Source organism: Flexivirga oryzae (genome assembly GCF_014190805.1).
Taxonomy (GTDB): domain Bacteria; phylum Actinomycetota; class Actinomycetes; order Actinomycetales; family Dermatophilaceae; genus Flexivirga; species Flexivirga oryzae.
In genome coordinates, this window is record NZ_JACHVQ010000002.1 from 122,967 (window position 1) to 137,817 (window position 14,851).

The 14,851-nt window shown below is 67.9% G+C and carries 12 protein-coding genes; 7 read left to right on the forward strand and 5 right to left on the reverse strand.

Annotation, left to right across the window (positions count from 1 at the left end; all coding sequences use genetic code 11):
* Nucleotides 1–2: 2 nt before the first annotated feature.
* Entirely contained in the window at nucleotides 3–1,235 is a 1,233-nt protein-coding gene (locus FHU39_RS13605) for a substrate-binding domain-containing protein (protein WP_183321158.1), read from the reverse strand.
* A gap of 175 nt (nucleotides 1,236–1,410) precedes the next feature.
* Between FHU39_RS13605 and FHU39_RS13610 the strand changes: the two genes are divergently transcribed.
* The gene (locus tag FHU39_RS13610) at nucleotides 1,411–2,691 is read left to right on the forward strand and encodes an esterase/lipase family protein (protein ID WP_183321159.1); all 1,281 of its coding nucleotides are present in this window, start codon (nucleotides 1,411–1,413) and stop codon (nucleotides 2,689–2,691) included.
* Between the two features lie 6 nt (nucleotides 2,692–2,697).
* On the opposite strand, the gene FHU39_RS13615 is transcribed toward FHU39_RS13610, so the two are convergent.
* On the reverse strand, nucleotides 2,698–4,788 hold the full coding sequence (locus FHU39_RS13615) for a chloride channel protein (RefSeq protein ID WP_183321160.1): 2,091 nt from the start codon (nucleotides 4,786–4,788) through the stop codon (nucleotides 2,698–2,700).
* The gene (locus FHU39_RS13620) at nucleotides 4,785–5,345 is read right to left on the reverse strand and encodes a MarR family winged helix-turn-helix transcriptional regulator (protein ID WP_183321161.1); all 561 of its coding nucleotides are present in this window, start codon (nucleotides 5,343–5,345) and stop codon (nucleotides 4,785–4,787) included. The genes FHU39_RS13615 and FHU39_RS13620 overlap by 4 nt, the downstream gene beginning before the upstream one ends.
* Before the next feature lie 83 nt (nucleotides 5,346–5,428).
* On the opposite strand from FHU39_RS13620, the gene FHU39_RS13625 reads away from it, so the two are divergent.
* The 3 genes from FHU39_RS13625 (at nucleotide 5,429) to FHU39_RS13635 (ending at nucleotide 8,261) form a co-directional block, all read left to right on the forward strand.
* Nucleotides 5,429–6,202 carry an SCO family protein gene (locus FHU39_RS13625; RefSeq protein WP_183321162.1) on the forward strand — a complete coding sequence of 258 codons (774 nt, stop codon included), beginning with the start codon at nucleotides 5,429–5,431 and terminating at the stop codon, nucleotides 6,200–6,202.
* A gap of 25 nt (nucleotides 6,203–6,227) precedes the next feature.
* Complete coding sequence (locus FHU39_RS13630; RefSeq protein WP_221185531.1) at nucleotides 6,228–7,184, forward strand: cytochrome c oxidase assembly protein; 957 nt, start codon at nucleotides 6,228–6,230, stop codon at nucleotides 7,182–7,184.
* A 111-nt stretch (nucleotides 7,185–7,295) separates the two neighbouring features.
* Entirely contained in the window at nucleotides 7,296–8,261 is a 966-nt protein-coding gene (locus tag FHU39_RS13635) for a peptidoglycan-binding protein (RefSeq protein ID WP_183321163.1), read from the forward strand.
* 169 nt (nucleotides 8,262–8,430) lie between these two features.
* On the opposite strand, the gene FHU39_RS13640 is transcribed toward FHU39_RS13635, so the two are convergent.
* Nucleotides 8,431–9,894, reverse strand: coding sequence for a short-chain fatty acyl-CoA regulator family protein (locus FHU39_RS13640; protein ID WP_183321164.1), 1,464 nt, complete (start codon nucleotides 9,892–9,894; stop codon nucleotides 8,431–8,433).
* 131 nt (nucleotides 9,895–10,025) lie between these two features.
* Here FHU39_RS13640 and prpC point away from each other — a divergent pair, with 131 nt between their 5' ends.
* From prpC to FHU39_RS13655, 3 genes are all read left to right on the forward strand, one after another.
* A complete protein-coding gene (gene prpC / locus FHU39_RS13645) occupies nucleotides 10,026–11,174 on the forward strand; it encodes a bifunctional 2-methylcitrate synthase/citrate synthase (protein WP_183321165.1) in 1,149 nt (382 codons plus the stop codon).
* Between the two features lie 142 nt (nucleotides 11,175–11,316).
* Entirely contained in the window at nucleotides 11,317–12,822 is a 1,506-nt protein-coding gene (locus FHU39_RS13650) for a bifunctional 2-methylcitrate dehydratase/aconitate hydratase (RefSeq protein ID WP_183321166.1), read from the forward strand.
* Nucleotides 12,822–13,691 carry an isocitrate lyase/PEP mutase family protein gene (locus FHU39_RS13655; RefSeq protein WP_183321167.1) on the forward strand — a complete coding sequence of 290 codons (870 nt, stop codon included), beginning with the start codon at nucleotides 12,822–12,824 and terminating at the stop codon, nucleotides 13,689–13,691. The genes FHU39_RS13650 and FHU39_RS13655 overlap by 1 nt, the downstream gene beginning before the upstream one ends.
* Before the next feature lie 153 nt (nucleotides 13,692–13,844).
* Here FHU39_RS13655 and FHU39_RS24725 read toward each other — a convergent pair whose 3' ends face one another.
* Complete coding sequence (locus FHU39_RS24725) at nucleotides 13,845–14,522, reverse strand: transglycosylase family protein (protein ID WP_183321168.1); 678 nt, start codon at nucleotides 14,520–14,522, stop codon at nucleotides 13,845–13,847.
* Between the last annotated feature and the right edge of the window lie 329 nt (nucleotides 14,523–14,851).

Consider the following 14,851-nt stretch of genomic DNA (forward strand, 5'->3'; position numbering starts at 1 on the left):
GCTCAGCTCTTGCCGTAACCCGCCGGCGGTGCCAGCTCGGAGGCGGGCACGGTCTTGACCAGCTTCGGTGTGTAGCTGCTGCCGTTCTTGACCAGATGGGCGACATACTCCGGCTGGATCATCGCGTGGTCCCCCTTGCGGATCGTCTCCTTGCCCTTGGGCGCCTGGAAGGACCAGCCGTCGAGCGCGGACACCATCGAGTCGGTGTTGCCCGGGTCGCCCTTGGTGACCGCCTGCGCGATCATCTGTGCCGCGACGAATCCGTCCGGGCTGAACAGATCGGGCGTCTTGCCGGCCGCCTTGAGGTTGTTGATCATGGCGGTGTTGACCGCGTTCTTCGGTGCACCTGGGAAGTAGTAGGACAGGAAGTCGACCTTGGTCGCGGCCGCGCCGTAGGCGCCGTACGACGCGACGTTGCCCAGCCCGGTGACGACCTTGGTCATGCCGAAAACGCCCTGCTGGTCGAGGGTTTGCCACATCGTCTGGGTCGTGTTGCCCGCCCAGGCGACGAAGAGCAGATCCGGTTTGGCCTGCTTGACCTTGGCCGCGTACGGCGTGAAGTCCTTGGCGGACAGCGGAGCCAGCACGCTGTTGACCTTGGCCCCTTCCGCGCCGAGCACCGCCTTGACCGCGGCGACATTGGCGGTGCCGAAGGCGTAGTCCTGGGCGAGCACGGTCACCGTCTTGCCCTTGATGTCACCACCGACCATGGCCGCTGCGGTCTTGACGTCCTGATAGGTCTGCCGGCCGGACCGGAAGGTGTACTTGTTGGCACCGGTGATCGAGTCGATGGCGGCCGGGCCCGAGATGAACAGCACCTTGTTCTGCTCGGCCAACGGCGCAAGCTGGCTCGCAACACCGGAGTCTGTCGAACCAGCGATGATCTTGTAGCCGTCACCGACCAACGTGGTGAAGTTGCTACTGGCCTTCTCCGGGTCGCCGGCGTCGTCCTTCCAGGTCACGTCGATCTTGTGACCGTTGACCTTTCCGGTGCCCTTGGTCACGTACTTCAGGCCGGCCTCGAAGCCGGCGCGGTACTCGGCGCCGTACTCGGCGAGCACACCGGTCTGCGAGTAGATCATGCCGACCTTGACCGGGCTCCCGTCGGAGCCTCCGCCGCTGCTTCCGCCGGTGCCGCCGCTGCTGCTGCCGCCGCACGCCGCCATCGCCATCGCGGTGGCGGCGACGGCCACCATCAGGGTGCCGCGCCGCACCGTCAGTTTCGTTGCGCCCATAACCAGCCCGCTCCATCTCTTGAGGTAAACCTGAGAACTGATCCAGGTTTCAGATTCCGGTGATTCACGCCCGATGTCAAGGGCTTCGGCGGAACTGCCGGGCTTCTTGACCGTGCTGATGCGGAACGATACTTTCTTCTGAATCACCTGTCATGTTTATGGAGAGGATTCGTCGATGTTCCGCTCTCCCCGGGCGCTCCGGCGCTGGCTGATCGTGTCCGGCACGGCCCTCGCCACGGCCATCGCTCTCGTGTCACCGATGACGTCTTCGGTGGCGGCGACTCCATCGGCCACCTCCTCACCCGGCGACCTCAGCCTGGTGAGCACGACGAGCCATCCGGGGCACGGCTGGGACAGCGCGCAGCTGTGGCGCGACAACGACCCGTCGTGGCCGGCGGCCCGGTACCTGCCCGACGGCCGGCAGGACCAGACCGGCGAGGTTGCCACGCTGTTCGGTTCCGCTCGCCCGCCCGGCTCCCAGTTCCTGCTCTACCGGGCACCGGGCTGGCAGACGAACACCGGGCCGGCCGTACTGCTGGTCGCCGGCGTGGACGACAACGTGGACCGGGCGTATGCCGACCCGGGCGCCGACGGATCCGGCACCTGTGGCGTCAGCTCCTGTCCCAGCACGGGTCTGATGCAGCAGCTCGCCAACGCCGGATACCGTGTGTTCGCAGTGAATTTCGCCAACATGCAAGGCGACAACTACGAGTGGGCACAGACCATCGGCGATGCGCTGCAGCGCGTGCGGGACGAGACAGGCGCCGCCTCCGCGGATCTCCTGGCATGGAGCAAGGGTGCCTTCGCCGCCCGCATGTATGTCGCGGGCGTGCGCCCGAGCTGGGGCCGCGACTATCAGCACGACGTCTCGAAACTGGTGCTGATCGGTGGGCCGAACGGCGGGCTCGACTACGTCTTCGGACACGGCGCCACCAGCAACATGGCCATCTACCCGGAGTGCGGCGGAGCGGTGAACAGTCCCTCGCCGAGCCAGTCCTACATGTGCTACTTCCGCATGTACGCCGAGCCCGACCTGTCGGTGAACGGCTCGTACTACACGGGGCAGCGTCAGATGCTGGCACGCTGGGACACGCCATACGGCGTCGACACCACCCAGCAGGACTGGTACACGACCTACTACGGCGGCACCGGGTACGTGAGCACGAGCAAGGGCATCCAGTACGCCATCGACCACGGCTCGCTGGTCGAGGAGCTCCAGCAGTCACCGACGCCGGCGGACGTGCCGACGTACCTGCTGTGCGGCGGCGCGCCGACGATCCCCGACTTCTACAACGAGACACGCGGCCCGAGCGACGGTGTGGTCTTCGAGGCCTCCTGCCTGGACGGTGCGGGCATCGGTGATCTCGCCGGCACCCGGCTGATCGCGAGCGACAACCACCTCATGCTCGGCTGGGAACCGACCGCGGCGGACACCGTCGAGGGCTGGCTGTCCTGACCGCCGTCAATGCGCACCGGGGTTGGCGGCAGTGGTCCGCTGCGCGGTGACGGCATCGCCGTCGAAGAGGTCACGGATGACGTCCTGGCGGTCCGGACGTGCCAGAACCGTCACCTGGTCGCCGACCTCGAGGTGCACCGCACCGAGCCCCAGCAACATCGCGTCGCCGCGGCGCACCGCCACGACGATGACGCCGTCCGGCAGCACCTGCTCGTCCAGCCGGTGCCCGACCAGCGGTGAGCGCGGACCGACCTGCACGTCCTGGATGCCCGCGCTCGACGCGATGCGCGACATCCGACGGGCATCCACGCGCAGCGCCCGGTGGTAGGCCCGCACGATGTCACTGAACGCGACGATGCCGAGCACGTGCCGCTCGTCGTCGAGCACCGTCAGCCAGTGCACCGTGGCCGGCAGCGCGTCGATCGCCTGATCCAACGTGACCGTGGCGTCCACTGACGGAGCCGCCGCATCGACCCGACGACGCAACGTGGCGTCCGAGTCCTTCTCGACGTGCGCGACCAGGTCTGCGAGGGTGACGGTGCCGAGGAACCTGCTGTGCCCGTCGACGACGGGCGCACCCGGAATCCCTTGTGCCGACAGCTGATCCACTGCGTCGGTCAACCGGTCGGTCTCGTGCAGGGCCAGCCGCGGCGCCGCCATCGCATCGGTCACGGGCACCCTGCCGAGCAGCGGCAGACCCAGTTTGAGCCGAGCGGCCACCGCCTCGTCCCGGTTCGCCAGTTGCGAGCGGTAGATCGTCTTGTCGAAGTGGCGCACGATCAGATAGGCGATCCCGACCGCGACCATCGCGGGCGCGAGGATCGTGAGGTTGCCGGTCATCTCCGCGACCATCAGCATGATCGCCAGCGGCGCGCGGGCGATGCTGCCGAAGCAGGCCATCATCCCGACGATCACGAACGGTGCCGGGCTGTGCGGCACACCCGGCGCGAACATCTCCAGCACCCGCCACACCGCGGCTCCGGTGAAACCGCCGATGACCATGCCGGGCCCGAAAATGCCGCCGGATCCGCCGGATCCGATGGACAGTGCCGTTGCGAGGATCCGGGCGAACGGCAGCAGCAGGATGGTCCACAGGGGTATGCCGAGCAGCCCGTCCCGGGTCAGGGAGATCTGCACCCAGCCGTAACCGGTGCCCAGCACCTGCGGGATCGCCAGCGCCAGCAGCCCGACCAGGAGGCCACCTGCGGCGGGCTTGACGATGCCGTTGCCCGGCAGCCGCTTGATGAAGTCGGCGATGCCGTAGAACGTCGTGCTGTAGGTCAGCCCGACCAGGCCCGCTACGACGCCGATGACCGCGAACCAGACGAGCTGCACCGGCTGGTCGAACCGGTACCCGGCGGCGGCATACCCGAACATCGGCGAAAAGCCTTCTGCCAGGCCGAAGACCGTGTACGCGACAATGGAGGTCACCAGTCCGGGCACGAGCGCTTCGACCTCGAAGTCGTCCTTGTAAACGATGTCGGCCGCGAGCACCGCGCCGCCCAGCGGGGCACCGAAGATGGCGCCGATGCCGGAGCCGATACCGACCGAGACGGCGATGCGGCCGTCCTCGGCGTTGAGGTCGAGGGTGCGCGCGAGCAGCGAGCCGAAGCCCGCGGAGATCTGCGCGGTCGGTCCCTCACGACCGCCCGAGCCACCCGACCCGATCGTGATGGCCGAGGTGATCATCTTGACGACGACCGCTCGCGCCCGGATCATCCGCGGGTTGCGGTGGACCGCGTCGATGGCCGCATCGGTGCCGTGGCCCTCGGCCTCCGGAGCGAGCTTCGTCACCAGCAGCCCGGACACCAGACCACCGAAGGCGACCACCAGGGGGACGGCCCACCACCTCGTGTAGTGGCCCGATCCCTGCGCGCCGCCCTCCGCCGCGGCGGTCGGCACGACATACCCGCCGAGATCCTCCAGCAACAGGTGGCCCGCGGTCTGCAGTGCGACGTAGAAGGCGACCGCCCCGAGCCCGGCGATGATGCCGATGACGACGCCGAGCACGACCCATTTCTGCAGGTAGCCGCTGCGCCGGACCCAACCGCCGGCAGCCGCGCCGGCGGAGCGCAACTGCGTCTGGACGATTGTCATCGCATGCCCTGTCCGGCGCCGGTCGGATGCAGTCGGCGCGACGCGCGGGTGCGGTCACTGCCGTGGGCGGCCTGCACCAGCAACCCCAGCCCCTGAGCCAGGTCGGCCTGCGCCTGCGGCGGGATGCTCTTGAGCAGCCGATTGATCTCCCGGGTGCGCTGCCGGGTGCTCTGCTCGATCAGCGCGTGTCCCTCCGGACGTAGCGTCAGGGTCATCTGGCGCCGGTTGGCGCTGTCGACGGTCCGGTCCACCAGGTCCTTGGCGACCAGCCGGTCGCACATGCGGGTCGCCGTCGACGGCACCACACCGAGCGCCTCCGCGAGCTGGGCGACCGTCATCGCATCGTGGATGTCGATGAGCACCAGCGCCCGGAACTGCGGCAGTGTGACCTCTGGCTCGAGGTTCGCGAGCGCGCCCGCGGCGACGGCCACGAACACCCGGTTGGCGGCGAGCACCGCGTCCACGATGTCGGCCTGCCCGGCCAGCATGCTGGCGGCATCGTCGTCCGCGAGCTCGGCGACGATCGACTCCGACACGGTCTTGACGACATCAGGCATGCCGCACAGCATAGGGCAACTGTTGCACTCTGCATCAGTCCTTGGTTCAGCATTGATTCAGGCGACCGTGTGACCATTGCGTAATGCATCGATTGCATAGCGCACTGATCGGGGCCGTCGTCGTGCTCAGCCTTGCCGGGTGTGCATCCGGCGCGTCCGCCGCGAAGTCCACTCCCGCGGGCAGCAGCTCCTCCAGCCTGGACAGCATTGGCACACCGTTGAATTCGGCCGTGCCCCAGCGGATCCGCAACCTCGCCTTCACAACCAGCAGCGGCAAGCGGGTGAGCCTCGCCGCTCTCACCGGCCACTCCGTCGTGCTCTCCGACGTCATGACGTTGTGCCAGGAGACCTGCCCGCTCGACACCGCGACGCTGGTGCAGACCGCACGGGCCGAAGTACATCCCGCCTCCGGCAGGGCTCCGGTCTTCATCTCGCTGACGGTCGATCCGGCCAGGGACACCGAGCCCCAACTGCAGGCCTACCGGAAGCTGTTCACCCGCCCCCCGGCCGACTGGCAGGCCTGGACCGGCAGCGCCAAGAACGTCAACGCCCTGTGGAACTACCTCGGGGTATGGCGCAAACGGGTCGCCGACGACCCCGGCCCCGCACCCCGCAACTGGCGTACCGGTGCGAAGCTGACCTACGACGTCGAGCACTCCGACGAGGTCTTCTTCTTCGACACCTCCGGCCACGAACGGTTCGTCCTGGAAGGCGCGCCCTACGCGACCCGCAGCAGCGTGCCGAAGAAGCTGCTGCAGTTCATGAGTTCCGACGGCATGAAGGACCTCGACCATCCTGCGTCGACCGCGTGGACCGAGGCCCAGGCGCAGACCGTCCTGAAGTCGTTGCGGACATGAACAATTCGGCTCCTGGTCGTCCGCGATGACCGGGACGCCGAACACTCCGATGTTCGACGTGACCGGTCCGATGTGGATGCCGACGGCGCCGCCGTCGTGGGCGCGCTACCTCGCCTGGCACCCGCAACCGGTGCCGATCCTCGTCGTGCTGTCCGCTGTCGCCGCAGCGCTGTACGGGTGGGGCGTCATACGACTCACCCGGCGCGGAGACAAGTGGCCCGTGGGTCGCACCATCTGGTTCGCGTGCGGCATCACGTCGTTCCTGTTCATGGTCGCCACCGGGATCAACGGGTACGGGATGGAGCTGTTCAGCGTCCACATGGTGCAGCACATGACGCTGAGCATGGTCACGCCACTTCCGTTGCTGCTCGGGCGTCCGGCGACGCTGGCGCTGCGCGCCATACCTGCCAGGTCACGCACGCACCGCCATCTGGTGCGGCTGCTGAACAGTCGCTTCGCCGCGGTGATCACCGCACCAGCGTTCACCATCCCGCTGTTCATCGTCACGCTGTACGGGCTGTACTTCACCCCGGTGATCGACTGGCTGATGGGCAACTGGCTGGGCCACGACGCGATGCTCGTGCACTTCGTGCTCGCCGGATATCTGCTCTTCTGGCCGATCCTCGGCGTCGACCCGTCACCGCACCGGCAGCGGCCCGCGGTGCGGCTGCTGGAGGCGTTCCTCCCGGTGCCGTTCCACGCGTTCTTCGGCGTGACGGTCATGGGTATGACGACCCTGCTCACCCGGTGTTTCGCCGATCCGCCGGCTGCCTGGCACCTCGACCCCGTGCACGATCAACAGGTGGGCGGCGGCATCGCGTGGGGCTTCACCGAGATCCCCAATCTCGCCCTCGTGCTCGCTCTGGCGGTCATCTGGGCGGCATCCAGCCGGCATGCCGCGCAACAGTACGACCGGTCCGAGAGCCGCACCGACGACGCCCAGTTGCGTGCCTACAACGAGTGGCTGCACCACTTGCACTGACCACGGGACACACATCCGATGTCGCCGAAACGCCTGACCGCGCAGGGATTCCCCTACCGTGAAAAGGATCAGCAGTCACAGTGGCCACACCAGTAGAACCGAGGTGCCCTCATGAAGAAGGCCGGGTCGCTCGCCCTGGTCAGCGTCGCCGCCCTCGCCATCAGCGGGATCGGGGCGGCGTCCGGGCACGCCACCGCGCGTGCCGCGACGACGTGCCAGGTCACGACCCTGCGGTACGGCGACTCGCACCACAGCCTGGTCAGGACGCTGCAGCAGCGACTCGGCGGGCTGGTCGCGGACGGCGATTTCGGCAAGGCGACCCTCGCCGCGGTGAAGGCGTTCCAGACCAAGCGGGGACTCGAGGTCGACGGCATCGTCGGCCCGATGACCTGGGACCTGCTCGGCGGCTTCCCGGGCTGCTCGGCGATCACCGGTTACGTGATGGCGGACGCCGGCGCCGCGGGTTCGAAGGCCGAGATCCACTCCGGGCCCGCGCTGCGCTACACGATCGTGGGCCAGTACGGACCGCACGCCAAGGTGGTCGGCACCCGCGTCGGCACCGGGCCGTGGATCCACACCAGCCGCGGCTACGTGCACGAGGGCACCGTGGAGACCTCGACGGCCAACCCGTCCTCGCTCAACGGCCGGATCCCGACGAGCGGGCTGTGCATCGTGCCCAAGCCGTACAACTCACCGGACGCCTTCGCGCCCGGTTACACCAAGGACACCCAGCGCTACTTCAACTGCGTCGCCCTCCCCTACCTCAGAGGTATGGAAGCGGCCTACAAGAAGCAGTTCGGGCACTACGCCGCCATCGACCTGACCTATCGCAGCCTCAGCGAACAGCGGTACTGGTACAACAAATTCGGCACCCCTCGCGCCGCCTACCCGGGCACCTCCAACCACGGCTACGGCCTCGCCGTCGACTTCCGGGAGACCGACAAGCCGGGCGAGGAGTTCGGCTGGGGCGGCACCGGGCAGAAGTGGCTGTCCGCCAACGCCTACCGGTGGGGCTTCCAGAACCCGTTCGCCTACGGCACCGACGGGGAGAGCTACCACTTCCAGTTCATCGGCTAGCACACCCCAACCGAAAGGCCCACAAAACACCGAAAGGCCCACATAACCGGGCATTTCGAGCATATTTGACGGAGTATTACTGAGCCTGTCGGTCGGTGGTGAGCCTGTCGGTCGGTGGTGAGCCTGTCGGTCGGTAGTGAGCCTGTCGGTCGGTGGTGGTGGGCGGCTGTCACTCGTCGCCGGACTCGTGTATGTCGCCGGAATCGTGTATGTCGTCGCCGGACTCGTGCATGTAGGGGAACAGCTGGCCGCGGTTCTCGTCCACCTGCAGGGTCCGGCCGGCGAACGGGAACGCCCGCTGCGGGCATGCGGGACGCTCGCACACCTTGCACCCCATCCCGATCTGCGTCCGGAACGCCCGGTCCTCCAGGTCGAGACCGGTCGAGTAGACCGTCTGCGACGCGTAGCTGAGGTCGCAACCCAGTCCGACCGCGAACGTCTTGCGCGCAGAACGGAATCCGGCGCTGCCACTGCTGACCGTCCGAGCGATCCAGAGATACGCCCGGTCATCGGGCATCTCGGCGATCTGCCGCAGGACCTGGCCCGGGCGGCTGAAGGCGTCATACACCGTCCAAAGGGGGCAGGTGCCCCCGGTGCGGGAGAAGTGGAACGGTGTGGCCGACTGGCGTTTGGAGATGTTGCCCGCCCGGTCGACGCGCACGAAGGCAAAGGGTATGCCGGAATCGCCTGGCCGTTGCAGCGTGTTCAGCCGGTGACAAGCGGTCTCGAACCCGACGTCGAACTCCTCCGCCAGCGCCTCGATGTCGTAGCGGGCGCGCCGGGCGGCCGTCAGGAAGTCGCCGTACGGCAGCAGGACGGCGCCCGCGAAGTAGTTGGCCAGTCCGATCCGAGCCAGCCGGGTCGTCACCGGGTCGGCGAACGGCGCGGTGCGCACGATCCGGTCGATCGCGTCGGACTCGGTGACGAGTGCGAACTGGCTGACGATCTGGAAGGCCTTCTGCACCGGCTGCAGTTCGCCGGCGATCCGCAGCACCTGGGCGTCCGGATCGAACCTGCGCTGTCCGCCGATCTGCGACCTGGGCACCTCGACGACATCGATCCCCTGAGCACTCAGGTGTTTTCGCAGCTGGTCGTAACGGTCCCGAGGTCGTATGCGGAGCCGGCCGACCAGCTCCTCCGCGCGCACGTCGAGGGCGTCGAAGTAGTTGGCGTGCACCGAGAAGAAGTCACGCACCGCTTCGTACGGCATCGGCGGCCCGAGCTGGTCCTCGCGGTCCGCACCGAGGCGGACCTCGAGCGCGGTGACCCGTTCCCGGTCGTTGCGTCGACCCTCGGCCATGCTGAGCAGCGCCGAGGCGACACCGGGCAGCTGGTCGGCGACCAGCCGCACCTCCGCGACCGACAGCGCACGCAATTCGGCGTGCTCGGCGAACGAGTCGACCAGCGCCGCGGCGGTGCGCCCCTCCGGCTCCACGGTGAGCTGCTGCCCGTCGATGCCCAGCGTCTCGGCGATCCGGGACCGCAACTGCGGGGTCAGCACGCGGTTGTTGTGCTCGATCTGGCTGAGATAGCTGGCCGAGATCGCGACACGGCGAGCCAGTGCCGCGCCGCTCAGACCGGCGTCGATCCGGGCGCGCCGGACGACGAATCCGGCATACTCTCCGGAGACCACACCCCATCTTTACAACATTTACACGATCTGTGGGGAAACTGTCCGAACTTCGCAGACCCCCGCGGGTGTCCGCACCCCCGGTGTGTTGCTTATCTTGTGAAGGAAGCCTCATCAACCGACAAGGAGTCGTCATGTCAGACACCGACACGAAGCCGAAGCCGAAGAAGTCCGTCGCACTCTCCGGAGTGGCGGCCGGCAACACCGCACTGTGCACCGTCGGTCAGCGCGGCAACGACCTGTCCTACCGCGGCTACGACATCAACGACCTCGCGGAGAACTGCAGCTTCGAGGAGGTCGCCCACCTGCTCATCCACGGCACGCTGCCGACCGCCGCCCAGCTCGACGGATACAAGAAGCGCCTGAAGGCCGCCCGCGCCCTGCCGCTGCCCGTCCGCGAGGCCCTGGAGGCGCTGCCCGCCGCCAGCCACCCGATGGACGTCATGCGCACCGGCGTCTCGGTGCTCGGCTGCACGCTGCCGGAGAAGGACGACCACAACGCCGCCGACGCCCGAGAGATCGCCGACCGGCTGATCGCTTCGCTGGGCTCGATGCTGCTCTACTGGTACCACTGGAGCCACAGCGGCCGGCGCATCGACGTCGAGACCGACGACGACTCCATCGGCGGCCACTTCCTGCACCTGCTGCACGGCGAGGAGCCGACCGACGAGCAGGTCCGGGCGATGAACATCTCGCTCAACCTGTATGCCGAGCACGAGTTCAACGCCTCCACCTTCACCGCCCGCGTCATCGCCGGCACCGGATCCGACATGTACTCCGCGATCACCGGTGCGATCGGCGCGCTGCGCGGCCCCAAGCACGGTGGTGCCAACGAGGTCGCCCTGACCATCCAGCAGCGCTACGCCACCCCGGACGAGGCCGAGGCGGACATCCGCGAACGCGTCGCGGGCAAGGAGGTCGTGATCGGCTTCGGGCACCCCGTCTACACGATCGGCGACCCGCGCAACAAGATCATCAAGAAGGTCGCGAACGAACTGACCGAGGGCACCGGCGACGAGACCCTCTTCGCGATCGCCGAGCGCATCGAGACCGTCATGTGGGACGCCAAGAAGATGTTCCCGAACCTCGACTGGTTCAGCGCGGTCAGCTACCGCGCGCTGGGTGTGCCGACCGACATGTTCACGCCGCTGTTCGTCATCTCCCGCACGACCGGCTGGGCCGCGCACGTGCTGGAGCAGCGCGCCGACAACAAGATCATCCGGCCGAGCGCCAACTACATCGGCCCGGAGGACCAGAAGTTCATCCCGCTCGCAGACCGCTGAATTGTTTGGCTCGACTCCTCGCAGCTCGGTCGCGGCTTCTGCTCGCAAGCTCGCAGCGCGCCGCGTCCGGGCTGGTCGTCGTCTCGCGTCATCCGTACAACAATTCACCCCGTAAGCTCACCCCAACGATTGGCGACCTACCGTGTCCAGCAATGAAACCGATTCCACCACAACCAAATCCGCAACCGGCGGGCGCGCCTGGGATGACGTGCTGGTCGACATCGTCGACTACGTGCGCGACTACCGGATCGACTCCGAGCTCGCGCTCAACACCGCACGCAACATCCTGATCGACGCTCTCGGCTGCGGTCTCGAGGCACTCGAATACCCCGCAGCGACAAAGCTGCTCGGTCCGATCGTGCCGGGCACGGAGGTGCCCAACGGCGCCCGCGTCATCGGCACCAACTACGTCCTCGATCCGGTGCAGGCGGCGTTCGACAACGGCGCACTGGTCCGCTGGCTCGACTTCAACGACACCTGGCTGGCGGCCGAGTGGGGGCACCCGAGTGACAACTCGGGTGCGATCCTGACCGTGGCCGACTGGATCTCCCGCGAGCGCGTGGCTCGCGGCGAGGAGCCGCTGACCATGCAGGCGGTGATCGAGGGCATCGTGAAGGCACACGAGATCCAGGGCGTCATCGCTCTCGAGAACTCTTTCAACGCAGTGGGTCTCGACCACGTGATCCTGGTGAAGGTCGCGAGCACTGCGGTCGTGTCGACGCTCCTCGGCCTCAGCCGGGAAGAGACGCTGGCCGCGGTGTCGCTGGCGTTCGTCGACGGCCAGTCGCTGCGCACCTACCGCCACGCACCCAACACCGGCAGCCGCAAGAGCTGGGCCGCCGGCGACGCGTGCAGCCGCGCGGTCAAGCTCGCGCTGATGGCGAAGGTCGGCGAGATGGGCTACCCGACGGTGCTCACCGCCCCGACGTGGGGCTTCTACGACGTGAGCTTCGGCGGCAAGCCGTTCACCTTCCAGCGGTCCTACGGCTCGTATGTCGCCGAGAACGTCCTGTTCAAGATCAGCTACCCGGCCGAGTTCCACAGCCAGACCGCGGTCGAGGCCGCGCACACGCTGAAGGACAAGATCGCGGCGGCCGGCAAGACGGTCGACGACATCGACGAGATCACCATCCGCACCCACGAGGCGTGCATCCGGATCATCGACAAGCAGGGCCCGCTGAACAACCCGGCCGACCGCGACCACTGCATCCAGTACATGGTCGCCGTGCCGCTGATCTTCGGCCGGCTCACCGCCGCCGACTACGAGGACAGCGTCGCCTCGGATCCGCGGATCGACATACTCCGCGCCAAGATCCACTGTGTCGAGGACCCGCAGTTCACCAAGGACTACCACGACCCGGAGAAGCGCAGCATCGCCAACGCGCTGACCGTGAAGTTCACCGACGGCACGTCGTTGGACGAGGAAGTGGTGGAGTACCCGATCGGGCACCGGCGCCGCCGCGAGGAGGGGCTGCCTCTGCTGGAGGCGAAGTTCCGCCGCAACCTGGCGCGCCGCTTCGACGAGGCCCGGCAGCGCGAGCTCGCCGACATCTCGCTCGACCACGCGCGTCTCGCCGCGACCCCGGTGCACGAGTACGTCGACCTCTACGTCACCGTGGACAACGACTTCGGCCCGAAGGCGAAGTGATGGCTACGTCCACCAAGGAGCAGCTGAGAGCGCTCGTCGACGAACGTGCCGGCGTCGTCGTGCCGGGCTCGTTCAACCCGTTGTCCGCCAAGGTCATCCAGGATCTGGGCTTCCGGGCGTCATACGTGACCGGCGCCGGGGTGACGAACATGTCGCTGGGTCTGCCGGACCAGGGCTTCATGGGTCTGGCCGAGATCGCCGACCACACCGCGCGCATCCGCGACACGGTCGACCTGCCGCTGCTCGTCGACGCCGACACCGGCTTCGGCAACGCGCTCAACGTGCGGCACACGGTGCGGGTGCTGGAGCGTGCCGGCGCCGACTGCATCCAGTTCGAGGACCAGGTCAGCCCGAAGCGGTGCGGCCACTTCGAGGGCAAGTCGGTCATCGCGACCGACGAAGCGGTGAACAAGATCAAGGCCGCCGTCGACGCCCGTCGCGACGACAACCTGCTGATCATGGCGCGCACCGACGCCGCCGCCGTGCACGGGTTCGAGGCCGCGGTGGAGCGGGCGCGCGCGTTCGGGGAGGCCGGTGCCGACATACTCTTCGTCGAGGCGCTGACCGACCGCGAGCAGGTGCTCGATCTGCCGAGCATGGTGGAGCAGCCGCTGCTGGCCAACCTGGTCATCGGCGGTAAGACACCGATGGTGTCCGCGCCGGAACTCGCCGAGGCCGGGTACGGCATCGTGCTCTACGCCAACGCGGCGCTGCAGGGCGCGGTCTTCGGCATGCAGAACGCCCTCACCGCGCTGCGCGACCGCGGCCGGGTCACCGAGGAGGACAACCTGGTCGTCGGTTTCGCCGAGCGGCAGCGGCTGGTCGACAAGCCACTGTGGGACGAGCTGAACGACCGCTACAGCAGCTGACGCGGCTCGTCATACCACCACGTCCTCTGCCGAGAGGCTCACCAAAGCACCGAGGGGCTCAGATGATTCGCCCGATCGGGCTGAATTATCTGAGCCTCTCGACGCGTTTCTGAGCCTCTCGGCATGGAGCGGGGGTGCCCGCGCTCGGTGGGGTCACATGCCCTTGGCGTTGAGGTAGCTCTGCAGCGCGACCACCGTGCGGTGGTTGAAGTGGCTGGCGCCGTCCTGGCTGATCCCGAGGTAGCGCTGCAGGGCGGCGGTCGTGATCGGGCCGACGACACCGTCACGGTAGACACCGACCCGGGCCTGCAACGCGATGATCGTGCTGCGCGTGAAGTGGCTGGCGCCGTCTTGGCGGATGCCCAGCCAGTGCTGCGTCGACGCGGTGGTGAGCGGGCCGATGATGCCGTCCAGCACCAGCGCGCGATGGCCGCTGCCGCGTGACGGCGGCGGCGTGGGTGTCGGATTCGGAGTGCCCGGGTCGACCTTGACCGCGAGGCCGTTGGCGCGGGTCAGGCCGGCGCGCTTGGAGCAGACCGGCCAGGCACCGGGCCCCTGCACCCGCAGGGTCGCCTGCGCGACGTAGATCTGCTGGTCCCGGGTGGCGTACTGCGCGCTCGAGGCGTACTTGCCGCCACCGAACGCGAGCCAGGTGGACTTGGTGAACTGCAGGCCGCCGTAGAAGCCGTTCCCGGTGTTGATCGCCCAGTTGTTGCCGGACTCGCAGGTGGCCACCCGGTCCCAGACGTTCCACGGGCTCTGCGCCTTGGCCTGGCCGGCACCGGCCAGACCGGCGCCCACGGAGGCGGCGGAGGCCATCACGGCGCCCATGGCGCGTCGGCCGGCAACAGACGGCCGGTCCGATTTGTGACGCGGTGTGTAAGGCAAGGTCTTGTCCTCTCCTGCGGTCGGTTTCGCTACCCCGAAGCCCACCGCACGTTACGGGATTGACGCATGTGACACAAGATGCGAGAGAGGTTTTCACGCTCAACACAAGTCGACACGCCGATGCCGAAGGTAAAATTACAATCTTGTAGTTTCGGCTGATGGTGCGGGATCTGGTGCTTTCGGGCCGACCGTCGCCGGCTGGGCGCGGCATACGACGAAAAACCCGTCCCAAACCCCCGACCGTCGCCGGTTGGGCACGCGCCGCGGACGGA

Bases quoted from the DNA above. Each gene is read 5' to 3' on its own strand.
- FHU39_RS13625 (WP_183321162.1), top strand. From the start codon at position 5,429: ATGCATCGATTGCATAGCGCACTGATCGGGGCCGTCGTCGTGCTCAGC.
- FHU39_RS13630 (WP_221185531.1), top strand. From the start codon at position 6,228: ATGACCGGGACGCCGAACACTCCGATGTTCGACGTGACCGGTCCGATG.
- FHU39_RS13610 (WP_183321159.1), top strand. From the start codon at position 1,411: ATGTTCCGCTCTCCCCGGGCGCTCCGGCGCTGGCTGATCGTGTCCGGC.
- FHU39_RS13620 (WP_183321161.1), bottom strand. From the start codon at position 5,345: ATGCCTGATGTCGTCAAGACCGTGTCGGAGTCGATCGTCGCCGAGCTC.
- FHU39_RS13635 (WP_183321163.1), top strand. From the start codon at position 7,296: ATGAAGAAGGCCGGGTCGCTCGCCCTGGTCAGCGTCGCCGCCCTCGCC.
- FHU39_RS13615 (WP_183321160.1), bottom strand. From the start codon at position 4,788: ATGACAATCGTCCAGACGCAGTTGCGCTCCGCCGGCGCGGCTGCCGGC.
- prpC (WP_183321165.1), top strand. From the start codon at position 10,026: ATGTCAGACACCGACACGAAGCCGAAGCCGAAGAAGTCCGTCGCACTC.
- FHU39_RS13655 (WP_183321167.1), top strand. From the start codon at position 12,822: ATGGCTACGTCCACCAAGGAGCAGCTGAGAGCGCTCGTCGACGAACGT.
- FHU39_RS24725 (WP_183321168.1), bottom strand. From the start codon at position 14,522: ATGGGCGCCGTGATGGCCTCCGCCGCCTCCGTGGGCGCCGGTCTGGCC.
- FHU39_RS13605 (WP_183321158.1), bottom strand. From the start codon at position 1,235: ATGGGCGCAACGAAACTGACGGTGCGGCGCGGCACCCTGATGGTGGCC.